Genomic DNA, 22,181 nt, shown 5'->3' with positions numbered 1-22,181 from the left:
ACCGTTAGCGGTACAGCCAGCGGTAGATCCCATAGCTCTGGAGCACGCGGCGCAGATAGGTGCGGGTCTCCGCGTAGGGGATACGCTCCACGAACTCGTCTGGATCCCGAATTCCTCCCGCGGCGAACGCCCGAGCCGCGCCGGGACCCGCGTTATAGGCGGCTAGGGCCAGCCGCAGGTCTTTGAACCGCTGCAGCTGCTCCGCCAGATACCGGGCGCCCAGGCGCAGGTTCACCGCTGGACTCAGGAGATCCCGGAAGTCCACGGTTGCGTCCAGTTCGCGGGCGGTGGCGGGCAGGAGCTGCAGGAGACCCACCGCGCCCGCATGGGAAACCGCCTGGGGATCGAATCGACTCTCCTCCCGCATCACCGCCAGCAGCAGGAGGGGGTCCACGCCGACTTCCTGAGCGGCCTGCACCACCGCGTCCCAGTATGCCCGGGGATACGCGAGCCGCCACAGAGCCGCATCCGCCTTCCCCCGGCGCACCGCCTCCTCCGCCGCAGCCACAGATCCCGGGAGATCCCCCAACTTCACGCGCGCCTCCGCCAGCACCCGGAGAACCCGATGGGAAGGCCCCTGGGCAAGCGCGGCCTTGGCCTCCTCCGCGGCCTCCTCCGGAAATCCCAAGGCCAGCAGCTCCTCGTACACGGCCAGGAAGCTTTCCGATGGCAAGACAAGCGGGGCTGTGGAAGCCGGCTCAGGTGGGGGAGCAAGCCCCAGGCGCTCCCGGGCCCGCATGCCGTAGTACGTATGCGGATAGGTCCGCGCAAGCCGGACCAGCAGAGGCCGCGGATCCAATCCTCTCCGGCTGCGGCTCTGAGCGGCCCAGTACAGGTGGGCCGGAGCCCGCTCCGTCCCAGGGTGCTGGCTGGCGGACTGCAGGAAGATCCGCTCCGCCTCCCACCACCTCCCCTGCCGGTAGCGCAGCCACCCCCTCCGCCACCGCGCCTCGTCCGCGGCGGGCGTGGTGGGGTAATGGTCCGCGAGCCATGCAAAGAGCTGGTCGGCTTCTTGAAACCGCCCCTGGGCCTCCGCCCGGAGACCCAGGGCGAGGAGGGCCCGGGCCGCCCACGGACTTGTGGGGAAGCGGCGAACGAGCGCACGCCAGATCCGCCCTGCCTCCTGGCCTCCCAGGGCGATGCCCAACCAGTACAGGGCCTGGGGGGCGACGGCCGGAAAGCGGGCGGCGCGACGGAAGGCCTCCGCAGCCCCGGAGGTCCTCAACCGCAGCATGCCAAGCCGGAACCATGCCTCCGCCTCCGCGTCGGGTTCTAGCCCCGCCCGGAGAGCCAGCACGAGCTCCCGCTCCGCTGTCTGCGGCTCCACCAGGCGTCGGGCTCGGCTCAACCGGGCGAGGGGAGGGGGTGTAGGCGGCCGGCCGCGGAGAAGGAACGCAAGTTCTCGGCCTGCCTCCTGCTCCATGGGGCTTCCCGGAAACGCCCACCACGCCCAAGCCAAGGCCTCTACGGCCTCTGCCAGCCTCCCCTGTGCGCGCAGGGCCCGACCGAGACTTCCCCATGCCCGTGCCAGGGTCGTGGCGTCGTCCGCTCGGCCGATCACCTCCCGGGCGTAGCCCTCCGCCGCCCAGGGATCCGGTGCCAGGGCTTCTGCCAGCGCCAGCGCTGCCCGCACGGCCGCGGGCCCGGATCCCAGGACGCGCCTGAGGCGTGCCGTCCCTCCCCCGCGATCCCCCCGGCGCAGGGCCAGCTTTCCCGCCCACAGCCATGCGTACGGTGCAAGGGGCCCGGTGACGGCGTCGAATGCCCGAATCGCCCGATCCGGCCTCCCCAAACGGATCCAGCATCGGCCGAGCAGGAGGCCCGCGCGTGCCCGGTCGGGACCGGACCGATGAAGGAGGGCTTCAAGAGCGGGGAGGTGCGGTTCACACCGCCCCCGGCGAATCTCCTCGGCGATGGCTTCAAGGCGCGGGGTGGGTCTGGTGCCCACCCCGAGGGCCAGGACGAGGGCCAGCGCGAGCCCGGGGCTATGGGTGCGCATCGTGGGCGATTTCCTCGACGGTACGTCCGGTCTTCACGGAGCGCGTTCCCCGGGGATCGAACCCGGGTTGGGCGAAGGCGTCACGGGTCTTGAAAAACAGCCATTGCCTCCCGTCCCCGCGTGCCAGTCGCACCAAGTGGAACTCCCCCCGCAGCTTCTGGCCGTGCAGCACCAGCGTCATCTTCCCCTTCTGGAAAGCCCGGACGGGATCTCCTTCCCGGCACACATACGTCCCGGCGTCCCACAGCATCACGACTCCGGCCCCATATTGCCCGGGCGGGATCACGCCCTCGAATTCCCCGTACGCCAGCTCATGGTCTTCCACCAGGATGGCGAGCCGTTTCACGTCCGGGTCCAAGGAAGGGCCTTTGGGAAGGGCCCACGAGCGCAGCACACCCGCCATCTCCAGACGGAGATCCCAGTGGAGGTGGCTCGCATGGTGCTCGTGGACGTAAAACCGCCGCGGGGCCGACGTCATGGTCGGTACCGGAACCGGGATCGGAACCAGGCCACGGTGCGCGCTAGCCCTTCCCGGAGCGAGGTGCGGGGCTGCCACCCGAAGGCCTGTTCGGCCCGCCGGCAGTCCAGGGCAATCCGTCGCACATCCCCCGCCCGGGGAGGACCGTAGACGGGTTCGCCCGGGTAACCCACCAGCTCCCGGAGGAGCTCGAAGAGGTCGCGGGTGGAGGTCTCGATCCCGGTTCCAATATTGTAAACCCCCTCCACCCTCTGCTCGATGACCTGCAGGTTCGCCTCCGCCACGTCTTCCACGTACACGTAGTCGCGGGTATGCAGTCCGTCTCCGAAGATCACGGGCCGCTTTCCCGCCAGCATGGCGGCCGTAAAGATGGCCACCACCCCCGCCTCCCCCTCGGGATCCTGACGAGGACCGTACACGTTGGCGTAGCGAAGTGCGGTGCAGGCCAGACCATGCAGGGCCCTCCAGGCGTGGAGGTGGTGCTCCGCGCAGAGCTTGTGTACCCCGTAGGGGCTGATGGGCTGAGGTGGGTGGTCCTCGGAGCAGGGAATCGCCGTGGTCTCCCCGTAAATGGCACCACCGGTGCTGGCGAAGACGAAATGGCGAACTCCTGTTCGCGCACAACACTGGAGGAGTTTCAGGGTCCCCACCACGTTCACCCGGGCATCCAGCTCAGGATTCCGCACGGAGACCGCCACGGAGGCCTGGGCCGCGTGATGGCTGACCGCGTGAGGCCGCTCCCGCTCGAACACCTCCGCCACGCGGTCATCCAGGATGTCGAGCTGGTACAGGCGCACGCCCGCGGGGAGGTTTTCCCTGCGTCCCGTCCGCAGGTCGTCCACCACCACCACCTCGTGTCCGGCCCGTAGGAGGCGTTCCACCACGTGGGACCCGACGAACCCCGCCCCCCCCGTCACCAGGACCTTCATCCTCCTCCTCCAGACAGGATTTCGCCGCCGCATGTCAGAATACTCCATGATCCCCTGCGCATGGGCGACCAGAAGGAGCTTGAGGCATACCAGCTCTTTCGGCGCGCCCTCGTGTTCCGGGACGAGGACGCGTGGCGGACCCTCTACGCCCGGTACCAGGCCCTAGTGGCCAGCTGGGTACGCCGGCACAGCGCGTTTTCACACGCGGGGGAGCCGGTGGAGTGGCTGGTGAATCGGGCCTTCGAGAAGATGTTCCTGGCCGTGGACGAGGAGAAGTTCCGGCGGTTCCCGGACCTCCCCAGTTTGCTGCGCTACCTGCAGATGTGCACGCACAGTGCGGTGGTGGACGCCATCCGAAGACGAGAGCAAGCCTTTCTGGTGGAGGATCCGAAGGGCAACGCGGCCGCGGATCCCGAGGCGGAGGCCGTGGCGCGGATGGGGATCCAGGAGCTGTGGGAGACCCTCCGCTCCGTGGTCGCGGACGAGCGGGAGCGGGTCGTGCTCTACGAGTCCTTCGTCCACGGGATCCCCCCGCGGGAGCTGGTGCGCCGCAGGGGCGACCTGTTCGCATCCGTGGAGGAGGTCTACAACGTCAGGCGTACCCTCCTCAGCCGGCTACGCCGTCACCCCAGGCTCCAGGCCTTCCGGGGTTCCTGCTAAAACACGACGGCCCGGCGGGCGCCGGGCCGTCGCTGGGGGGTGGGGCGTGACTCCCCGGCAGGGGGGGCCGGGGAGTTCTCCAGCAGCTATTCTATCCCACGGTCTGCGGTGAGGGAAGCAATTCCTGTGCCACAGGTTGCTCGGTCTTCTCCTTCCGCCGGCCCTTTGCACGCCGCAGGGCCTGCAGCTGCTCGTAGAGGGCCACCAGCTGCAAGATCCAGGGGTTCTCCTCCAGGGCCCGACGGTGCGCGTCGAGACTCTCCCGGGCCAGCCGCTTCGCCTCCTGGAGGCTCGCCCGGTGCTCCTCCGGCGGGGCCACCCGCGGGGCCGACCGATACCGGATCAGTCCCCGCCGTTCCCGCTCCAGCAGCTGCCGGTACACCTCCCGTTCCGCCGTAGCCTGCCGACGAGCCTCCACCAGGACTCGTTCATGGGCACGGATCATCGCGCACCCCCGACAAAAAACCAGGCCGGCTACCGACCCCTGCCGGGAGGCGCCGGCCTCTTGAATCCAAACAAATTTAGCGGTTCTGTCCGGCCTTCCCTGACCGGACATCACCGCCTTCCGTTCCTTATGGTACCCGATCCCCCCGCGGTGTCAAGGGGAGGGAAGTCGGCAGCTGAAATTTCGGGTCCCTCCACGTGATCTGTTCGTGACCGGCTGGGCGTATGCTGAGAGTGTGGCGTTGCTTTTCGCGTTCCTGACGGCCCTGAGCACCGCGGGGCACGTGCCGCCCGTGCTCGCGGTGGCGGAGTTCTCCACCGTGGGGACCGCGGCCACCCACCTGCTTGTGGATCTGGAATCCCCGAGCGCCCAACTCGCCTCCCTGCTGGGACACCGCATCCCAGGGCTCCGGGTCCTGCCCGTGGATCGGGTTCGCAGCGTCGCCCGAGAGCTCGGATTGCGCCCGGAGGACCTTTACGTCTGGACGGGGAGAGCCGCGGTGGTGGCACGGACAGCAGGGGCGAGTTGGATCGTCACCGGTCGGTGGACCCACCTCGACCTGGACGGCCTCTCCCTCCCGGCCCCAGCCTCCCGGGTGCCTGCGGTCTCCGTGGCCCATGCGGCCCTGCAGCTGCGGGTTGTGGAAGCCGTAACCCAACGCATCCTACTGGAGGAAACCTTCGCCGCCACCCGCGCGGACGGGAGGGGAACCGCGGCCCTGGTAGAGGCGGTGCTCCTCCAGGCGGCCCGCCGGATTGCAGGGCTGCTGGCAACCCTCGCCCCGTTTGACGGCCCAGGAGCAGGGTCCCTATAATCACGGGGGCGCCCGAGGAAGGCATCCCCGTGCCCGTACACCTGTCCACGGCGAGCACGAAAGGCACACTTTGTTTTCCGAACGGGGGGAATCCCATGGCCCGCGTGACCGATCTCGCAAAGCGATCCGTAAAGGCGATCCGGCCGGCGGGGAAGGCTCCCGCGCGCCGGGAGCCCACCCTGCCGGAGCGTACCTCCCGCTACCTCCGGGAGGTGCGGGCGGAGTTGAACCGGGTCACGTGGCCCAGCCGTCAGGAGCTCCTGGCGAGCACCCTCGTGGTGCTGGTGGTCGTTACCCTGACGGCCCTGTACCTGGGGGCGTGGGACGCTCTCTTCACGTGGTTCTTCCAGCACGTGCTCGTCCGCTGAACGGTTCCTGAGGAAATCCCGATGACGGAGCAGGAGAAGAGGGAGGAAGCGCAGGGGCGATCGGGGGAGGCCCCGCCGAAGGACCCGCGGCGGCGCTGGTACGTGATCCATACGTACTCCGGATACGAGAACAAGGTGAAGGCAAACCTGGAGCGTCGGATCGCCTCCATGAACATGCAGGACAAAATCTTTCAGGTGATCGTGCCCACCACGGACGAGATCGAGATCAAAGAGGGGAAACGCCGGATCACCCAGCGGCGCATCTACCCCGGCTACGTCCTGGTGGAGATGATCATGGATGATGATTCCTGGTACGTGGTCCGGAACACCCCGGGGGTCACGGGGTTCGTGGGAGCCGGGGCGCGCCCAGTGCCCCTCGACGAGGAGGAGGTACAGACCATCCTCGGACAGATGCGGGGGGAGGTCCCTCGTCTGCGGATTACGTACCAGAAGGGGGACACGGTGCGCATCACCTCCGGCCCCTTTCAGGAGTTCACGGGTGTCGTGGAGGAGATCCTTCCTGAACGGGAGAAGGTCCGGGTGCGGGTCTCCATCTTCGGACGGGAGACTCCCGTGGAGCTGGACTTTACACAGGTGGAGAAGGTGTAGGCCATGGCGAAGAAAGTGGTCGCGGTAGTCAAGCTGCAGCTCCCCGCGGGGAAGGCCACTCCGGCTCCGCCCGTGGGCACCGCCCTGGGGCCGCACGGCATCAACATTATGGAATTCTGTCGGGCCTACAACGAGCGCACGGCCTCCCAGGCGGGCCTCATCGTGCCCGTGGAGATCACCATCTATGCGGACCGATCCTTCACCTTCGTCACCAAGACCCCGCCGGCCTCCGTGCTCCTCAAAAAGGCCGCGGGAATTGAGGTGGGCTCTCCCGAGCCCAATAAGAAGAAGGTGGGCCGGGTCACCCGCCAGCAGGTGGAGGAAATCGCCCGGCTCAAGATGCCCGATCTCAACGCCCGATCACTGGAGGCAGCGGTACGGATGATCGAGGGGACGGCCCGGAGCATGGGCATCGAGATCGTGGACTAGGAGGGCGCGTCATGGCCAAGCGCAGCAAGCGGTACCTGGAGGCGGCAAAGCAGGTGGATCGCACGCACCTATACGACCCCCGGGAGGCCGTGCGCCTGGTGAAGGCGACTGCGAACGCACGGTTCGACGAGACGGTGGAAGCAGCCATCCGGCTGGGGGTGGATCCCAAACACGCGGACCAGCAGGTGCGGGGCACCGTGGTCCTTCCCCACGGCACGGGCAGACCTGTGCGGGTGCTGGTCTTCGCCAAGGGCGACAAGGCCAAGGAGGCGGAGGCGGCAGGAGCCGATTTCGTTGGGGCGGAGGAACTCATCGCCAAGATCCAGGAGGGATGGCTGGACTTCGACGTGGCCGTGGCCACTCCGGACATGATGCCCCTGGTGGGCCGGCTGGGACGGATCCTGGGACCCCGGGGGCTCATGCCCAACCCCAAGGCCGGAACCGTGACCTTCGATGTGGGAAAGGCGGTCCGAGAGCTGAAGGGGGGGCGGATCGAGTTCCGGGTGGATAAGTCCGGGATCATCCACGCCCCGCTGGGGAAAGCCTCCTTCCCGGAGGAGGCCCTCCTGGAGAACTTCCTCGCCCTCCTGGATGCGGTGGTCCGGGCCCGCCCCGCGGCGGTGAAGGGAGCCTACCTGCGCAGCATTGCCCTCTCCTCCACCATGGGGCCTTCCGTGCGGGTGGACCCCGCCAAAGCCCAGGCGGCCCTCAGCGGCCGAGCCGCGTAGCCGTGCGTTGACGGACTCTCGAAAGCCTGCTAGGATCGTCACGGTGTCGCGGGGATCCGTAGACCGCAGGTCCCGAAGGGGGTAAAGCGGAACGCGCCTGCCGAGGATCCGGTGAGAAGGGCGTTCCGGGGCGGAGCGCCTTTTTTGTTCGTGGAGGAGCCATGCCAAAGCCGGAGAAGGTTCAAGCAGTCCAGGAGCTCCGGGACCGGTTGCAGCGGGTCCGGGGCCTCGTCCTCACGGACTTCCGTGGCCTCTCGGTGCCAGAGATGGAAAGCCTGCGGGAGGCTCTCCGCAGAAACGGAGTGGAACTGCGGGTGGTGAAGAACACCCTCTTCGGTCTCGCGGCCCAGGAGGCGGGCCTCACAGGGATGGAGGCCTTCCTGGAGGGCCCCACCGCGGTGGCCTTCGCCTACGACGACCCCACAGTCCCGGCCCGCACCGTGATGGAGTTCATCCGGCAGCACCGGAAGCTGGAGGTCAAAGGGGGACTCGTGGAGGGACGGGTCTTGGATGCGGCAGGGGTGCGGGCCCTGGCGGAGCTCCCCAGCCGGGGCGAGCTCCTGGCCCGGGTGGTGGGAGGAATCCAGGCCCCGCTGGGAGGCCTGGTGCGGGTGCTCACCGGCCTGCAGCGGAACCTAGTCTACGTCCTGGATCAGATCCGGGAGAAGCGGGAATCCCAGGCATAAGCCCACTGGAGGGAGGGAAGAGAATGTCCAGCAGGACCCAGGAGATCGTGGAGGCCATCAGCAACCTCACCGTGCTGGAGCTGGCGGAGCTCGTGAAGGCCCTGGAGGAGAGGTTCGGAGTAACCGCCGCGGCCCCCGTGGCCGTAGCTGCTCCGGCCACCCCCGCCCCTACCGCGGCTCCCCCCGTGGAGGAGCAGACGGAGTTTGACGTCATCCTGAAGTCCGCGGGGGCCAACAAGATCCAGGTGATCAAGGTGGTCCGGGAGCTCACGGGCCTCGGCCTAAAGGAGGCCAAGGACTTGGTGGACGGGGCCCCCAAGCCGGTGAAGGAGAGGGTATCCAAGCAGGAAGCGGAGGCCATTAAGGCGAAACTGGTAGAGGTGGGGGCGGAGGTCGAGATCAAGTAGGTGGAGCCTGAGGGCTCCTGAGGGTGTGTGAGGGCACCCCCCGGGGGAACCCCTTGACGGGGGGTGTGCCCTTTGGTATGTTATTCCCTGTCGTCTGAACTCGAATCCGAGTCTTTTCGGTGTCGGTCAGCACATTCCCACGCATCTCCCCAAGGGGCAAGATCTGCTGGCGTGTCCGTCGGGACCGCCCGAACTAAGGGGGTGAAGGCTACGAAGGGCGCCATGGAGCACCAAGCGATGAGTCCTGCCCACTCGGAGGGAATCCAGCGGGCCCCGGACCTCGGTCTCGGCCGCGTGGTCCGACGTGGCCGGCGGGAACGTGTTTCCTTCGGTAAGCTCCAGGAGATCCTGGAGCCGCCGGATCTCCTGGAGGTGCAGCGGAAGTCCTTCCGCTGGTTCATCGAAGAGGGGATCCGCGAGGTCTTTCAGGAGATCTCCCCCATTTATGACTTCACGGGGAACTTCGAGCTGCACTTCGCCGTCCCTCCGGAGGAGAAGCGCCGTCGCAGGGTAGCGGAGGCTACGGACGTCTTCCACTTCACGGAGGGCATCCTGGACTTCGGAGGCTACTATCTGGAGGCCCCGAAGTACTCCCCGGAGGAGGCCCGGGAGCGGGACGCAACCTACAGTGCGGCCCTGAAGGTGCGGGTCCGACTCGTGGTCCGGGAGACGGGGGAGATCAAGGAGCAGGATGTCTTCATGGGCGATCTCCCCCTCATGACCGCAAACGGCACCTTCGTCATCAACGGGGCCGAGCGGGTGGTGGTGAGCCAGCTGGTCCGCTCCGCGGGTGTATACTACGACTACATCACGGACAGCAGCGGCCGGCAGCTCCCCGCCGCCACCGTGATCCCCCAGCGGGGGGCCTGGCTGGAGTTCGAGATCGATGCCTCCGGGGGCGTGTACGTCCGCATCGACCGGTCCCGGAAGATTCCCGCCACCGTGCTCCTCCGGGCGGTGGGGTATGAGTCCGACGAGGTGATCCGGCGGCTGTACGACGATGACCGGGCCATCCTCACCACCCTGGAGAAGGATCCCACCCGGGATCGGACCAGTGCCCTCATCGAGATCTACAAACGGCAGCGGCCCGGGGATCCGCCCACCGTGGAATCCGCCACGGCCATGCTGCAGCAGCTCTTTTTCGAGCCCAGACGGTACGACCTTGGCAAGGTAGGTCGGTACAAGCTCAACAGGAGGCTGGGACTCAATCTGCCCCTGGACGTCCGGGTCCTGACCCCGGAGGACATCGCCCAGATTATCCGTTACCTCATCGCCCTCCACAACGGCCAGGGCGAGCCGGATGACATCGACCACCTCGGGAACCGGCGGGTCCGGGCGGTAGGGGAACTCTTGCAGAACCAGTTCCGGATCGGGATGCTCCGCATGGAGCGGGTGATCCGGGAACGGATGACCATCCAGGAGATGGACCAGGTCACCCCTCAAGTCCTCATCAACATCCGGCCGGTGACCGCGGCCATCAAGGAGTTCTTCGGCAGTAGCCAGCTGTCCCAGTTCATGGACCAGACCAACCCCCTCTCGGAGCTGCGGCACAAGCGCCGGCTCTCGGCCCTGGGTCCCGGAGGTCTGAGCCGGGAGCGGGCGGGATTTGAGGTGCGGGATGTGCATCCCTCCCACTACGGTCGGGTCTGCCCCATCGAGACCCCGGAGGGGCCCAACATCGGCCTCATCTCCTCCCTGGCCACCTACGCGCGGGTGAACGACTTGGGGTTCATCGAGACCCCTTACCGCCGGGTGCGGGACGGACGGGTGACGGACGAGATCGTCTACCTCACCGCGGACGAGGAGGAGAAGTACACCATCGCCCAGGCCAATGCGGCCGATGCGGCCATGGATGAGAACGGGATGTTGCCGGAGCGGGTGGTGGCCCGACAGGCGAAAGGGCATCCCGTAGTGGTGCGGCGAGAGGAGGTGGACTTCATCGACGTCTCCCCCAAGCAGATGGTCTCCGTCACCACTTCCCTCATCCCATTCCTGGAGCACGACGACGGCACCCGGGCCCTCATGGGCTCGAACATGCAGACCCAGGCGGTTCCCCTCCTCCGGTCGGAGGCTCCCTTCGTAGGCACGGGGATGGAGTACCGGGCAGCCCTGGACTCCGGGGCTTTGGTGGTGGCCAAGGAGGATGGGGTAGTGGAATCCGTCACCGCAGATGAGATCGTGGTCCGTGGGCAGCACCGCACCGTCTACAAGCTCACGAAGTTCCGGCGCAGCAACCAGGGCACCTGCATCAACCAACGTCCCATCGTGCGTTCCGGGCAGTTCGTGCGGGCGGGGGAAATCCTGGCGGACGGCCCGGCCACGGACCACGGAGAGCTGGCGTTGGGGCACAACGTACTGGTGGCCTTCATGCCCTGGGAGGGATACAACTACGAGGACGCCATCATCATCAGCGAGCGGCTTCTCAAGAAGGACTACTTCACCAGCATCCACATCGAGGAGTACGAGGTGGAGGCCCGGGACACGAAGCTGGGCCCCGAGGAGATCACCCGGGACATCCCCAACGTCAGCGAGGACGCCCTCCGGGATCTGGACGAGCGCGGGATCGTGCGTATCGGCGCGGAGGTGCGCACGGGGGACATCCTGGTGGGCAAGGTAACGCCCAAGGGTGAGACGGAGCTCACCGCGGAGGAGCGGCTGCTGCGGGCCATCTTCGGAGAGAAAGCCCGGGAGGTGCGGGACACCTCTCTCCGGGTGCCTCACGGGGAGAAGGGCAAGGTGGTGGGCGTCAGGGTGTTCAGCCGGGAGGCGGGGGACGAGCTGCCACCCGGCGTAAACCAGATGGTGCGGGTGTACGTGGCCCAGAAGCGGAAGATCACCGTGGGGGACAAGATGGCGGGCCGGCATGGCAACAAGGGGGTGGTGGCCAAGATCGCCCCCGAGGAAGACATGCCCTACCTCCCCGATGGGACCCCCGTGGACATCGTGCTCAACCCTCTCGGGGTTCCCAGCCGCATGAACGTGGGGCAGGTTCTGGAGACCACCCTGGGGTGGGTCTGCAAGGAACTGGGGTTCTACGCAGAAGTTCCCGTCTTCGACGGTGCCCGGGAATCGGAAATTGAGCAGCTCCTGGAGCAGGCGGGTCTGCCCCGCACGGGGAAACTCCAGCTCTACGACGGGCGCACGGGGCTGCCCTTCGACCACCCCTGCCCCGTGGGCTGGATCTATATGATGAAGCTCCTGCACCTGGTGGAGGACAAGATCCACGCCCGCAGCACGGGACCCTACAGTCTCATCACCCAGCAGCCGCTCGGCGGCAAGGCTCAGTTCGGCGGCCAGCGGTTCGGGGAGATGGAGGTGTGGGCCCTGGAGGCGTACGGGGCTGCCAGCACCCTGCAGGAGCTGCTGACGGTGAAGAGCGACGACGTCACGGGGCGTGTGAAGACCTACGAAGCCATCGTGAAGGGCGAGAACATCCAGGAACCCGGAGTGCCGGAGTCCTTCAAGGTGCTGGTGAAGGAGCTCCAGGCCCTGTGCTTGGACGTCCGGGTCCTGAGCGCGGACCGGCGGGAGATCGATCTCCGGGAGATGGAGGAGGAGGTGGTGGATACCGTCCGGTCCCTGGGCATCAACCTGGAGGGCGAGGAAGCCCTGATGGAGGAGCCCATCTGAGGAGGGGGGCGCATGCAGGACGTGAACGCCTTTGATGCCATTCAGATCCGGCTCGCCTCTCCTGAGCAGATCCGCATGTGGTCCCGGGGCGAGGTGAAGAAGCCGGAGACCATCAACTATCGGACCCTCAAGCCCGAGCGGGATGGCCTCTTCTGCGAGCGCATTTTCGGCCCCGTGCGGGACTGGGAGTGCCACTGCGGGAAGTACAAGCGCATCCGCTACAAGGGCATCATCTGCGATCGGTGCGGGGTGGAGGTCACCCGTTCGAAGGTGCGGCGGGAGCGGATGGGCCACATCGAGCTGGCTGCGCCCGTGGTCCACATCTGGTACCTGAAGGGGGTCCCTAGCCGGCTGGGTCTCCTGCTGGACATCTCGCCCCGGGCCCTGGAGCGGGTGGTGTACTTCGCCGCCTACATCGTCATCGATCCAGGGACCGTGAAGGAGCTGCAGCCCAAGCAGCTCCTCACGGAGAACGAGTACCGGGAGCTGCGGGAGAAGTACGGGAACGCCTTCCGGGCTGGCATGGGGGCGGAGGCCATCCGGGAGCTGCTGCTGCAGCTGGACCTGGACGCGGAGTCCAAGAAGCTGCGGGAGGAGCTGAAGACGGCTCAGGGCCAGCGACGCATCAAGATCCTCAAGCGACTGGAAGTCATCGAGGCCTTCCGGAAGAGCGGCAACCGGCCGGAATGGATGGTCCTGGAGGTCCTTCCCGTCATCCCGCCGGACCTGCGGCCCATGGTGCAGCTGGACGGCGGTCGGTTTGCCACCAGCGACCTCAACGACCTCTACCGCCGGGTCATCAACCGCAACAACCGCCTCAAGCGCCTGCTGGATCTGGGAGCCCCCGAGATCATCGTGCGCAACGAGAAGCGGATGCTCCAGGAGGCGGTGGATGCCCTCATCGACAACGGGCGCCGAGGCCGGCCGGTGACGGGCCCCAACAACCGGCCCCTGAAGTCCTTGAGCGACCTCCTCAAGGGGAAGCAGGGGCGGTTCCGCCAGAACCTCCTCGGCAAGCGGGTGGACTACTCCGGCCGCTCCGTCATTGTGGTGGGCCCCAAGTTGAAGCTCCACCAGTGCGGGCTCCCCAAGGAGATGGCCCTGGAGCTCTTCAAGCCCTTCGTGATGAAGAAGCTGGTGGAGCGGAACCTGGCGCAGAACATCAAGAACGCCAAGCGCATGGTGGAACGTCAGCGCCCTGAAGTGTGGGACGTGCTGGAGGACGTGGTGAAGGAGCACCCCGTGCTCCTCAACCGGGCCCCCACCCTCCACCGGCTGGGCATCCAGGCGTTTGAACCCGTGCTCATCGAGGGCAAGGCCATCCAGATCCACCCCCTCGTGTGCACCGCCTACAACGCGGACTTCGACGGCGACCAGATGGCGGTACACGTTCCCCTCAGCGCGGCGGCCCAGGCGGAGGCGCGGCTGTTGATGCTCTCTTCCTACAATATCCTCCTGCCGGCCTCTGGGAAGGCCGTGGCGAGCCCACAGCGGGACATCGTCTTCGGATGCTACTACCTTACCCTGGAGCGTCCGGGGACGAAGGGGGAGGGCAAAGTCTTTAGTACCTCCGCGGAGGTGTTACTGGCCTACGAGCACGGAGTGGTGGACCTGCATGCAAAGATCAAGGTGCGGCTGGCCCCCGGCACGGAGCCCATCGAGACCACGGTAGGCCGGGTGATCTTCAACGAAGCCCTGCCCGAGGAACTGCGGTTCGTGGACCAAGTGTGCGACCGGAAGGTTCTGAGCCAGATCGTCACGGACGCCTACTACCGGCTGGGGCCCACGAAGACCGCACAGCTCCTGGACGCCCTCAAGGAGCTGGGGTTCCGCTACGCCACCCAGTCCGGGATGGGCATCGCCATGACGGACCTGGTGATCCCGCCCGAGAAGGAGCAGATCGTGGCGGACGCGGAACGGAAGGTGGAAGTCATCAACCAGCAGTACCGCCGGGGCCTCATCACGGACGAGGAGCGGTACCTGCGCACCATCGATGTGTGGAACGAAGCCACGGAGGCCATCACCAACGCCATGCTCAAGCACTTCGATCCCTTCAACCCGCTCTACATGATGGCTCAGTCGGGTGCCCGGGGGAACATGCAGCAGATCCGGCAGCTGGCGGGCATGCGGGGGCTGTTCGCGGACCCCTCCGGCCGCATCATCGAGATCCCCATCAAGAGCAACTTCCGGGAGGGGCTCACGGTCCTGGAGTACTTCATCGGAATGCACGGCCAGCGCAAGGGCCTGGCGGACACCGCCATCCGGACCTCGGAGTCCGGATATCTCACCCGGCGACTGGTGGACGTGGCCCAGGATGTGATGGTACGGGAGGAGGACTGCGGAACGGACCGATTCATCTGGATGGAGCCCGCCCGTCAGGGCAACGAGATCGCCGTTCCGCTCCGGGATCGCATCGTGGGCCGCATCGCGGCCCGGGACGTCTACCCACCGGAGGGCACCACCCCCCTCGTCCGGGCCGGGGAGGAGATCGCGGAGGAGATCGCGGAGGCCCTGGAGGAGGCAGGAATCGAGCGGGTGCCCGTGCGAAGCGTGCTCACCTGCGAGACCCGGTACGGGGTGTGCAGCAGGTGTTACGGCCGCAACCTGGCCACCGGGAAGCTCGTGGAGGTGGGGGAAGCCGTGGGGGTGATCGCGGCCCAGTCCATCGGGGAGCCCGGAACGCAGCTCACCATGCGCACCTTCCACACGGGGGGAATCGCAGGGTTCGACATCACCCAGGGTCTGCCCCGGGTGGAGGAACTCTTTGAGGCCCGTAAGCCCAAGGGGCAGGCCATCATGGCGGAGATTCCAGGCCGGATTTCCATCGTGGAGGAGAGGCGAACCCGAAAGGTGGTGGTCCAGGGCAAGGAGGAGACCCGGGAGTACGTGGTGCCCTTCGGCCAGCGGCTCCTAGTTTCCCAGGGGGAGTTCGTGGAGGCGGGCCAGCAGCTCACGGAGGGGCCCCTCAACCCCCACGATATCCTGCGCATCCTGGGTGTGGAGGCGGTGCAGCGCTACCTCGTGGAGGAAATCCAGAGCGTGTACCGCTCCCAGGGCGTGGAGATCAACGACAAGCACATCGAGATCATCGTGCGCCAGATGCTGCGGCGGGTGAAGATTCGGGACGAGGGCGACACGGAGTTCCTCCCCGGGGAGATCGTGGACGTGTTCGCCTTCCAGGAGGAGAACCGGAAGGTCCAGGCGCGGGGCGGGCGGCCTGCGGAGGCGGATCCCGTGCTCATGGGCATCACCAAAGCGGCCCTGGCCACGGAGTCGTGGCTGTCCGCGGCGAGCTTTCAGGAGACCACCCGGGTGCTCACGGACGCAGCGACGAAGGGCAAGGTGGATCCTCTGCTGGGTCTGAAGGAGAACGTAATTATCGGGAAACTCATCCCCGCCGGCACCGGCATGCCACGGTACCGGCAGATGAAGGTGGCGGCGGAGCTCTAACCAGTTGGGGCCCGGGGAGGAACCGGGCCCCAGGATCACTCCAGAACGGTCACCACCCCGCGATCCCCGTCCACCCGAATCCGTTGTCCGGTGCGGATCCGGGTGGTCCCGAAGCGCGTACCCACCACGGCCGGCAGTCCGTACTCCCGGGCCACGATGGCTGCGTGGCTCATGATCCCGCCGATGTCGCACACCACTGCGCGAATGCGGGCGAACACCGGTGTCCAGTTGGCCATGGTGAGGGGCGCCACCAGGATCTCCCCGGGCTGCACCTCATCCAGCTGCTCCACCGCCCGGATCACCCGGGCCGTCCCCTCCACCACCCCGGGGGAGGCGGCATACCCGGTGAGGGCCTTCTCCCCTCCCTCCGCCTGCCCGAGCCACTCCTGGATGCGCTCCGTGGTCACGCCCCACAGCATGATGAGCATGGGATCCGTTACCTCGTCCGGCGCGGGGCCCAGAGCCGGGGGCGGCGTCCACTCCCGCAGCCGCTCTAGGATGGCCCGACGGCGGGCCACGATGGGCGGCCAGTACTTGGGGCCCAGGGGTTCCGCGCCCGTGGCCCACGTGAGCCGGAGTTCCTCCAGAGCCTGAGCCACCTCATGGCGGTGCAGGCAGAAGACGTCCTGGGGCTGGCGCAGAAACCCGTGCTTCGCCAGCAGCGCCCCGAACTGTCGGGCCTTCTGCCAGAACACGGTCCAGTGCCAGTGCTCCACGTAGAACCCGTGTCCCTCCACGTAGGGGAACACCGTGCGCGCGAGCCCCAGGGCCTCGTCGAAGGCCCGGCGGGTGTCCTCGTCCGGAAGCAGGGCGCGGTAGGCCGCGGTAATCCGATCCCGCTCCGCGATGAGGCCGGCCACGTCCCGGTCGATCCGTTCGCCTGCCTCCACCAGCTCCACATACCGTCGGATGGCGCTCAGCGGGACGTCCAGGTTCTCCACCCAGCTGCCGTGGTAGTGGTAGAAGCCGTTGCCGCAGGAGTAGTAGAACCACGGGTGTTTGGCCCCGTGAAACTCCTGTAGCCAGCGTCTTCCCGCCTCCGTCGCGGAGAGGGCCTCCTCCAGCTCCTGAGGAGTCTTTGTCCGCTTGACCACAGGAGCCACCCCCAATGCCACCGCGAGGCGCGCAAGGCGCTTCAGCTCCTCGTCCGGTCGGAAGATGGGAATGTCCTGCTCCAGACCTGCCACCATCCTCGCGATGGTCTGATCGGGGATCTCGGGGAAGTGCTGCCTGCAGAATTGGGTGAAGCTCAGATAAGCCGCGTATCCCAACACCAGCAGCTCGAAGTGGTATTGATAGATCTTGCAGAAACTCTCCAGCAGGCGGTGGTACGCTACGAGGAGGTCGTAGGCGGAGGCCAGCCCGCGGCCTTCCGTCACCACCGAATCCGGCTCCACTTCCGGCAGGTCTGGCACCCGCAGGGCCTCCAGCTCGCGGATGGTCTCCTGCACCTTCCCCAGCCATTTTTCATACAGGTCGTTCCAGTTCCGGTAGTAATAGCCCGCCCGTTCCGCGAAGATCTGGGCCCGACGCCCCACTTCCCCGGGGTCCGTCACCGGGATCCCGCTGATGTAAACGTAGCCGTTGAGCACCCGGTGCTCGATGCCCAGGGCTGTGGGGAGCAAAAACACGCGGGCGTTGATCTGTCCGATGCCGATGTACCCGTCGTCCGCGGTGATGATGTCGAAGGGGTAGATGGGCTCCGGAAAGTGCATGCTGTTCCACACCCACAGCCGGCTTTCCTCCGTCGCCCTCCGGTGCTCACTGAAGCGGAGATAGGGCGGGTACATCTCCTCCCACCCCTCCGCGCCCGGCGGGGTGGGGATCTCGAACGGGCTAGGGAACGCACGCTTCATCGTCTCTCCCCCCCTCCTACGACGTCCAGGAGGCATGCATTCGACGGGGCTTGAGGGCCCTCCTCCCGGATGGGTGCTACAGCCAGGCCTCTAGCCGCTCCCGTTCGAAGGCCTCCTTCTCCGCAAGCGTCTTCTCCTCCGGCGGAGCGATCTCTACCACGGGGGCCGGGTGTTCCAGAAACCGCCCCACCACCTTCGCGGCCCTGCCGTCTCCCACCTCAATGAAGCAATACCCGAACCCGTCAAACCCCTCGGGCTCCGGTCCCAGGCCCAGGTGGTGCAGGATCCACCGGGCCGCCACCCGCCCCTGGGACTCCGCGAACACCCCGGCCTTGGGGAGGGGCATACCGTTGGGAAGGAGAATTTCCGTCACGTCCCCCACCGCGTACACGTTCTCAAAGGAGGTGCGTAGGGTTCTCGGATCCGGCCGGATCCACGCCCCTTCCGGGGCAAGCCCGCTTTGCTCCACCACCCGGGGCGGCCGGTGCGGCGGAACCGCCAGAAGGAGATCGAAGGGCAACTCCTCCCCGTTGAAGACCACCCGTCCGGGCTCGATCCGCTGAGCCTTCCGGTTGGGCAGAAATCGAATCCCCCGCTCTCCAAGCCACCCCTCCAGACGGGCGCACCCCGCGGGCCCTACCACCGGCAGCGATGCGGGCTGAGGCGTGAAGGCCACGAGCTCCACCCGGTCCCGGATCCCAAGCCGCTGGAACCGATCCTCCAGCAGCATGGAGGCCTCATAGGGAGCAGGAGGGCACTTGTAGGGAACTCCGAAGATTCCCACCACGAGTCGGCCTCCTGCAAAGCGGCCGACTGCAGGAGCATGCCGTTCCACCTCCGCCGCATCGTACAGGTTCACGGCGTGCTCGAACCCGGGCACCAAGTCCGGCCGGAGCTCCGCGCCCAGGGCCACGATCAGGAAATCGTACGGGAACTCCCCCGCGGTGGTCCGGACCCTGCGCCGGTCCGCTTCAATCCCCACCAGGTCCGCCTGGACCCAGGTGGTCCCGTGCCTGCGAACGTTCCCGAGGGGCCGGGAGCCCTCCCCGTAACCCCCCCGCCCCGACAGCACCCACAGCTTTCGCAACCCCATGAAGAACTGGTCCTTGCGATCCACCAGCACCACCCGATGGCCCGCCCGGGCCGCGGGTGCCAGCTCCTTGGCCGCGCTCAGACCCCCGAATCCGGCTCCCAGGATTACGACGTCTGCCATTGGTCACCTCCGCTCAGACGTTCCCGATTGCAGGTCCCCACCGATCGTGTTAGGGTAGCAATGCCGGCGGTTGTCCGGCTCCGAGATGGGAGGAGGCGCTCCGAAAGGAGTGGCCCGGCCTAACTTGGAGAGGGCAGCCGCCGGTGTTCTTTAACGGACTCCTGCACATGCTATCCTGATACGGGATGTCTTCGCCGTCGTCCCTCAAGACCCCTCCCCGTCTTCGGAGGCGCTCCGTACCGGTGCGCATCGGCACCCGGTGGATCGGAGGTGAAGCCCCCATCGCGGTGCAGTCCATGACGGATACGGACACCGCGGATGTGGAGGCCACGGTTTCGCAGGTTCGGGCGCTTGCGGAGGCGGGAAGCGAACTGGTGCGGATCACGGTGAACCACGAGGCCGCAGCCCGGGCGGTGCCTGAGATCGTACGGCGCCTCCGGGACGAAGGAGTTACTGTGCCCATCGTGGGCGACTTCCACTACAACGGGCATCTCCTCCTCACCCGCTTCCCGGAGTGTGCCCGGGCCCTGGACAAGTATCGGATCAACCCGGGCAACGTGGGTCCCGGGGGACACGACGAGAACTTCCGCACCATCCTCCGGGTGGCCCTGGATCACGGGAAACCCGTGCGCATTGGGGTGAACTGGGGATCCCTGGACCAGCGGCTCCTCACGGAGCTCATGGACCAAAATGCGCGTTCCCCAGAGCCCCGCGACGCCCGGGAGGTGGTACGGGAGGCCATGGTGCAGAGCGCGCTGCGAAGCGCGGCCTTCGCGGAAGCGTGCGGTCTGCCGCACGACCGTATCGTGCTCAGCGCGAAGACCAGCAGTGTGCCGGACCTCATCGAGATCTACCGACGGCTGGGAGCCGCATGCGATTACCCCCTGCACCTGGGCCTCACGGAAGCGGGAATGGGGACGAAAGGGATCGTGGCCTCCGCAGCTGCCCTGGCCGTGCTCCTGTACGAGGGGATCGGGGATACCCTCCGGGTCTCCCTCACCCCGCCCCCGGGCGGGGACCGTACGGAGGAAGTACGGGTAGCCCAGCAGATCCTTCAGTCCCTGGAGCTGCGGTCCTTTGCCCCGCAGGTCACCGCCTGTCCGGGCTGCGGACGCACCGCCAGCTCCTTCTTCCGGGACCTGGCGGACCAGGTCGAGAGCTACATCCGGGCGCGCATGCCCGAGTGGAGGGAGCGGTACCCGGGAGTGGAGGAGCTCCGGGTGGCGGTGATGGGGTGCGTGGTGAACGGTCCCGGGGAGAGCCGGCACGCCCACATCGGCATCAGCCTCCCAGGGACCTTTGAGGAGCCCAGGGCACCCGTGTATGCGGACGGGCGGCTACTGACCACCCTCCGCGGGGACCATATCGCGGAGGAGTTCCTGGTGATCCTGGAGCAGTACGTGGCCACGCGGTTCGGGACCCGCGGCCGACATCCGTCAAGGAATTCTACTTGACGGATGGGGGTCTTTTCCTGCTATAGTGATCCTTGGGGGACATCCCTCAAACCGCAGAGAAAGGGGGTGAGGAGCGATGACATGGGCGAACTACGTGGTGGCGCTCATCGGGATCTGGTTCATCCTTGCGCCGTTTGTCCTCGGGTTCCAGGCCGCGCAGGCCCAGATGTGGACCAGCATCATCGGCGGACTGATCCTTTTGATCCTCGGCGGCTGGGCGGCCTTGAACGAAGAGGCGCGGCGCAAGCTTTGGATCCAGTACGTGAACGGGCTGGTGGGCGTCTGGTTCGTGATCGCCCCGTGGGTGCTGGGGTTCGCCGACCGGCCGGGAGAGATGTGGACCTCCCTGCTGGGCGGCCTGATCACCGTGGTGCTGTGCGCGTGGCTCGCCTTCTCGGTCCTTCCGCGGGAGCTGGCCACGCGGCGGTAAGGTCACACTGGACCCTCCGCGAGCTCTGTGGTAGATAAGAAGCCATGGAGCTCGCGGAGGGTTTTTGATGCCGGAAAAGGACTTCTGGATCGGCGCGCTCGTGCTGGCCTCCTGGACCCTGAGCCTTACTTCATTTTCCCTTCATGCGCTGCAGATCCCGGAGGAGGATCGTCTTCCCGCCAGCCTCTCCCTGGCCGCGGCCTTCACCATGCTGGGGATCCCGCTTCTCCAGCTGTTCCGCTAAGCCGTGTTGCCGCTCCCCGTGGACCTCCGCCCGTCCCCTTCTACGTCCACAAGTAGAGCAGCAAGAAGGCCGCGCCCAGCAGTCCCATGTTCTTCAAGAAGTTCACCTGCTCCGTCATCTTCCGCATGGGGTCCTCGATGGCCCAGAAGTTGTGCATCCAAAAGGAGACGAACACGAGGAAGATCACCAACAGCCACAGGCCGACCTGCACGTATAGGCCAGTGAGAACCGCCAGTCCGCCCAGGAGGAGCATGAGGCCGGTGACCGCCACCGCCACCCGCGGGGCCGGGACACCCTTGGACTGGGCATAGCCGGACATCATCTCCAGGCGCTGAAAGTGGTTGATGCCGTTGAGTATGAAGAAGCCACCGTACAGGATCCGCCCCAGCCAGAACAGCGCCTCCATCCTTCCCCCTCCCTGTTGTGCTTTATAAATTCAACCGCTAGGATAAATTTAGCTTAGAGGCGTGTCAAGGGCAGGCGTTCCGATCTTGGGCGAGTCGAGGGGGATCCGTGCGGGAGGAAGCCCTCTGCCCAGCCCGGAGGGCCATTGAGCTATTGCAGGAGAAATGGGTACTGCACATCGTCCGGGCCCTGCTGGACGGTCCTAAGGGCTTTAACGAGCTGGCCCGGGCCACGGGCGGGTGCAATGCAGCCACCCTCTCCCACCGGCTGGAGCAGCTGGTGGCCCTCGGGCTGGTGCGCAAGACGGTGCACTCCACCATGCCGCCCCGCACCAGTTACCGGCTCACCCGGGCGGGTCGGGCCCTGCGGGGCGTCATCCGGGCCATTGACCGCTGGGCCCGCCGATATCTCGCGGAGACGCAAAATACGGAGCGGGATTGAATCCCGCTCCGTATTTTTCTTCCCGGCAGCGACCTACTCTCCCGCGCCGTCTCCAGCGCAGTACCATCGGCCCTGGAGGGCTTAACTTCCGTGTTCGGAATGGGAACGGGTGTGGCCCCTCCGGTATGGCCACCGGGAAGACACACCCCCGACAACTGCATGCGAGATCCGGCACCGGAGCTCTGCTCCAGCGGTAGGAGGCCGTCAAGCCCTCGGCCGATTAGTACCGGTCGGCTTCACGCGTTGCCGCACTTCCACCTCCGGCCTATCCACCAGGTATTCTCCCTGGGGCCTTAACCGGTTGACCCGGTGGGTGGCCTCATCTTGGGGCGTGCTTCGCGCTTAGATGCTTTCAGCGCTTATCACGACCGCACATGGCTACCCGGCGCGTGCCGCTGGCGCGACAACCGGTACACCAGAGGTGCGTCCACTCCGGTCCTCTCGTACTAGGAGCAGCCCCCCTCAAGCCACCTGCGCCCGCAGTGGATAGGGACCGACCTGTCTCA

At 66.8% G+C, this 22,181-nt stretch carries 21 protein-coding genes, 2 rRNA genes and 2 pseudogenes; 15 read left to right on the top strand and 10 right to left on the bottom strand.

Annotated features, from left to right (window positions below; genetic code table 11):
- Nucleotides 1-4 precede the first annotated feature (4 nt).
- Nucleotides 5-418, bottom strand: coding sequence for a lytic transglycosylase domain-containing protein (locus tag N0A24_08470; GenBank protein MCS7173403.1), 414 nt, complete (start codon nt 416-418; stop codon nt 5-7).
- A gap of 26 nt (nt 419-444) precedes the next feature.
- On the opposite strand from N0A24_08470, the pseudogene N0A24_08465 reads away from it, so the two are divergent.
- Nucleotides 445-552: pseudogene (locus N0A24_08465) on the top strand (energy transducer TonB).
- Here N0A24_08465 and N0A24_08460 read toward each other — a convergent pair.
- The 3 genes and pseudogenes from N0A24_08460 to N0A24_08450 all read right to left on the bottom strand — a co-directional run bounded on the left by N0A24_08460 (nt 533) and on the right by N0A24_08450 (nt 3,406).
- A pseudogene (locus tag N0A24_08460) lies at nt 533-1,999 on the bottom strand (tetratricopeptide repeat protein). The pseudogenes N0A24_08465 and N0A24_08460 overlap by 20 nt on opposite strands.
- The gene (locus N0A24_08455) at nt 1,986-2,477 is read right to left on the bottom strand and encodes a hypothetical protein (GenBank protein MCS7173402.1); all 492 of its coding nucleotides are present in this window, start codon (nt 2,475-2,477) and stop codon (nt 1,986-1,988) included. The pseudogene N0A24_08460 and the gene N0A24_08455 overlap by 14 nt, the downstream one beginning before the upstream one ends.
- Complete coding sequence (locus N0A24_08450) at nt 2,474-3,406, bottom strand: NAD-dependent epimerase/dehydratase family protein (protein MCS7173401.1); 933 nt, start codon at nt 3,404-3,406, stop codon at nt 2,474-2,476. Before N0A24_08450 ends, N0A24_08455 begins: the two co-directional genes overlap by 4 nt.
- 60 nt (nt 3,407-3,466) lie before the next feature.
- On the opposite strand from N0A24_08450, the gene N0A24_08445 reads away from it, so the two are divergent.
- A complete protein-coding gene (locus N0A24_08445) occupies nt 3,467-4,066 on the top strand; it encodes a sigma-70 family RNA polymerase sigma factor (GenBank protein MCS7173400.1) in 600 nt (199 codons plus the stop codon).
- Between the two features lie 91 nt (nt 4,067-4,157).
- Here N0A24_08445 and N0A24_08440 read toward each other — a convergent pair whose 3' ends face one another.
- Nucleotides 4,158-4,511, bottom strand: coding sequence for a hypothetical protein (locus N0A24_08440; GenBank protein MCS7173399.1), 354 nt, complete (start codon nt 4,509-4,511; stop codon nt 4,158-4,160).
- Nucleotides 4,512-4,746: 235 nt separating this feature from the next.
- Here N0A24_08440 and N0A24_08435 point away from each other — a divergent pair, with 235 nt between their 5' ends.
- From N0A24_08435 to rpoC, 9 genes are all read left to right on the top strand, one after another.
- Nucleotides 4,747-5,325, top strand: coding sequence for a hypothetical protein (locus tag N0A24_08435; protein ID MCS7173398.1), 579 nt, complete (start codon nt 4,747-4,749; stop codon nt 5,323-5,325).
- A 95-nt stretch (nt 5,326-5,420) separates the two neighbouring features.
- Complete coding sequence (secE, locus tag N0A24_08430; protein ID MCS7173397.1) at nt 5,421-5,693, top strand: preprotein translocase subunit SecE; 273 nt, start codon at nt 5,421-5,423, stop codon at nt 5,691-5,693.
- A 21-nt stretch (nt 5,694-5,714) separates the two neighbouring features.
- Nucleotides 5,715-6,302: a transcription termination/antitermination protein NusG gene (gene nusG / locus N0A24_08425; protein ID MCS7173396.1), complete on the top strand. Its 588-nt coding sequence runs from the start codon at nt 5,715-5,717 to the stop codon at nt 6,300-6,302.
- Nucleotides 6,303-6,305: 3 nt separating this feature from the next.
- Nucleotides 6,306-6,731 carry a 50S ribosomal protein L11 gene (gene rplK, locus N0A24_08420; GenBank protein ID MCS7173395.1) on the top strand — a complete coding sequence of 142 codons (426 nt, stop codon included), beginning with the start codon at nt 6,306-6,308 and terminating at the stop codon, nt 6,729-6,731.
- Between the two features lie 11 nt (nt 6,732-6,742).
- Nucleotides 6,743-7,459: a 50S ribosomal protein L1 gene (gene rplA / locus N0A24_08415; protein ID MCS7173394.1), complete on the top strand. Its 717-nt coding sequence runs from the start codon at nt 6,743-6,745 to the stop codon at nt 7,457-7,459.
- Between the two features lie 161 nt (nt 7,460-7,620).
- Nucleotides 7,621-8,145 (top strand): 50S ribosomal protein L10, encoded by a 525-nt coding sequence (rplJ, locus tag N0A24_08410; GenBank protein ID MCS7173393.1) that lies wholly within the window; start codon nt 7,621-7,623, stop codon nt 8,143-8,145.
- Nucleotides 8,146-8,168: 23 nt separating this feature from the next.
- Nucleotides 8,169-8,552: a 50S ribosomal protein L7/L12 gene (gene rplL, locus N0A24_08405; GenBank protein MCS7173392.1), complete on the top strand. Its 384-nt coding sequence runs from the start codon at nt 8,169-8,171 to the stop codon at nt 8,550-8,552.
- Between the two features lie 237 nt (nt 8,553-8,789).
- Nucleotides 8,790-12,182 (top strand): DNA-directed RNA polymerase subunit beta, encoded by a 3,393-nt coding sequence (gene rpoB / locus N0A24_08400; protein ID MCS7173391.1) that lies wholly within the window; start codon nt 8,790-8,792, stop codon nt 12,180-12,182.
- Between the two features lie 12 nt (nt 12,183-12,194).
- Nucleotides 12,195-15,632, top strand: a complete 3,438-nt coding sequence (rpoC, locus tag N0A24_08395; protein MCS7173390.1) for a DNA-directed RNA polymerase subunit beta' — start codon at nt 12,195-12,197, stop codon at nt 15,630-15,632.
- A 35-nt stretch (nt 15,633-15,667) separates the two neighbouring features.
- On the opposite strand, the gene N0A24_08390 is transcribed toward rpoC, so the two are convergent.
- Nucleotides 15,668-17,488: a PEP-utilizing enzyme gene (locus tag N0A24_08390; GenBank protein MCS7173389.1), complete on the bottom strand. Its 1,821-nt coding sequence runs from the start codon at nt 17,486-17,488 to the stop codon at nt 15,668-15,670.
- Nucleotides 17,489-17,564: 76 nt separating this feature from the next.
- A complete protein-coding gene (locus N0A24_08385) occupies nt 17,565-18,701 on the bottom strand; it encodes an NAD(P)/FAD-dependent oxidoreductase (protein MCS7173388.1) in 1,137 nt (378 codons plus the stop codon).
- Between the two features lie 185 nt (nt 18,702-18,886).
- On the opposite strand from N0A24_08385, the gene ispG reads away from it, so the two are divergent.
- The 3 genes from ispG to N0A24_08370 all read left to right on the top strand — a co-directional run bounded on the left by ispG (nt 18,887) and on the right by N0A24_08370 (nt 20,829).
- Nucleotides 18,887-20,155, top strand: a complete 1,269-nt coding sequence (gene ispG, locus N0A24_08380) for a flavodoxin-dependent (E)-4-hydroxy-3-methylbut-2-enyl-diphosphate synthase (protein ID MCS7173387.1) — start codon at nt 18,887-18,889, stop codon at nt 20,153-20,155.
- Between the two features lie 76 nt (nt 20,156-20,231).
- Nucleotides 20,232-20,585: an SPW repeat protein gene (locus N0A24_08375; protein MCS7173386.1), complete on the top strand. Its 354-nt coding sequence runs from the start codon at nt 20,232-20,234 to the stop codon at nt 20,583-20,585.
- A gap of 67 nt (nt 20,586-20,652) precedes the next feature.
- Nucleotides 20,653-20,829, top strand: a complete 177-nt coding sequence (locus N0A24_08370; protein MCS7173385.1) for a hypothetical protein — start codon at nt 20,653-20,655, stop codon at nt 20,827-20,829.
- 40 nt (nt 20,830-20,869) lie between these two features.
- On the opposite strand, the gene N0A24_08365 is transcribed toward N0A24_08370, so the two are convergent.
- Nucleotides 20,870-21,235, bottom strand: coding sequence for a DoxX family membrane protein (locus N0A24_08365; protein MCS7173384.1), 366 nt, complete (start codon nt 21,233-21,235; stop codon nt 20,870-20,872).
- Nucleotides 21,236-21,342: 107 nt separating this feature from the next.
- Here N0A24_08365 and N0A24_08360 point away from each other — a divergent pair, with 107 nt between their 5' ends.
- Nucleotides 21,343-21,675, top strand: coding sequence for a helix-turn-helix transcriptional regulator (locus N0A24_08360; GenBank protein MCS7173383.1), 333 nt, complete (start codon nt 21,343-21,345; stop codon nt 21,673-21,675).
- A 20-nt stretch (nt 21,676-21,695) separates the two neighbouring features.
- Here the strand turns inward: N0A24_08360 and rrf are convergent.
- Nucleotides 21,696-21,812: ribosomal RNA gene (gene rrf, locus N0A24_08355) — 5S ribosomal RNA — on the bottom strand.
- Between the two features lie 63 nt (nt 21,813-21,875).
- A 23S ribosomal RNA gene (locus tag N0A24_08350) occupies nt 21,876-22,181 on the bottom strand; the annotation flags it as partial.

It is taken from the genome of Armatimonadota bacterium, from assembly GCA_025059775.1.
In the GTDB taxonomy this organism is placed as follows: Bacteria; Sysuimicrobiota; Sysuimicrobiia; order Sysuimicrobiales; family Sysuimicrobiaceae; genus Sysuimicrobium.
The sequence above is the reverse complement of the archived record's forward strand: the minus strand, read 5'-3'. Positions and strand labels throughout refer to the sequence as shown.

Coding starts and splice junctions, on each gene's coding strand:
- N0A24_08440 (MCS7173399.1), bottom strand. CDS start 4,511: ATGATCCGTGCCCATGAACGAGTCCTGGTGGAGGCTCGTCGGCAGGCT.
- N0A24_08365 (MCS7173384.1), bottom strand. CDS start 21,235: ATGGAGGCGCTGTTCTGGCTGGGGCGGATCCTGTACGGTGGCTTCTTC.
- N0A24_08445 (MCS7173400.1), top strand. CDS start 3,467: ATGGGCGACCAGAAGGAGCTTGAGGCATACCAGCTCTTTCGGCGCGCC.
- N0A24_08450 (MCS7173401.1), bottom strand. CDS start 3,406: ATGAAGGTCCTGGTGACGGGGGGGGCGGGGTTCGTCGGGTCCCACGTG.
- rpoB (MCS7173391.1), top strand. CDS start 8,790: ATGAGTCCTGCCCACTCGGAGGGAATCCAGCGGGCCCCGGACCTCGGT.
- rplJ (MCS7173393.1), top strand. CDS start 7,621: ATGCCAAAGCCGGAGAAGGTTCAAGCAGTCCAGGAGCTCCGGGACCGG.
- rplA (MCS7173394.1), top strand. CDS start 6,743: ATGGCCAAGCGCAGCAAGCGGTACCTGGAGGCGGCAAAGCAGGTGGAT.
- rplL (MCS7173392.1), top strand. CDS start 8,169: ATGTCCAGCAGGACCCAGGAGATCGTGGAGGCCATCAGCAACCTCACC.
- ispG (MCS7173387.1), top strand. CDS start 18,887: ATGTCTTCGCCGTCGTCCCTCAAGACCCCTCCCCGTCTTCGGAGGCGC.
- nusG (MCS7173396.1), top strand. CDS start 5,715: ATGACGGAGCAGGAGAAGAGGGAGGAAGCGCAGGGGCGATCGGGGGAG.
- N0A24_08370 (MCS7173385.1), top strand. CDS start 20,653: ATGCCGGAAAAGGACTTCTGGATCGGCGCGCTCGTGCTGGCCTCCTGG.
- N0A24_08385 (MCS7173388.1), bottom strand. CDS start 18,701: ATGGCAGACGTCGTAATCCTGGGAGCCGGATTCGGGGGTCTGAGCGCG.
- rpoC (MCS7173390.1), top strand. CDS start 12,195: ATGCAGGACGTGAACGCCTTTGATGCCATTCAGATCCGGCTCGCCTCT.
- secE (MCS7173397.1), top strand. CDS start 5,421: ATGGCCCGCGTGACCGATCTCGCAAAGCGATCCGTAAAGGCGATCCGG.
- rplK (MCS7173395.1), top strand. CDS start 6,306: ATGGCGAAGAAAGTGGTCGCGGTAGTCAAGCTGCAGCTCCCCGCGGGG.
- N0A24_08375 (MCS7173386.1), top strand. CDS start 20,232: ATGACATGGGCGAACTACGTGGTGGCGCTCATCGGGATCTGGTTCATC.
- N0A24_08390 (MCS7173389.1), bottom strand. CDS start 17,488: ATGAAGCGTGCGTTCCCTAGCCCGTTCGAGATCCCCACCCCGCCGGGC.
- N0A24_08455 (MCS7173402.1), bottom strand. CDS start 2,477: ATGACGTCGGCCCCGCGGCGGTTTTACGTCCACGAGCACCATGCGAGC.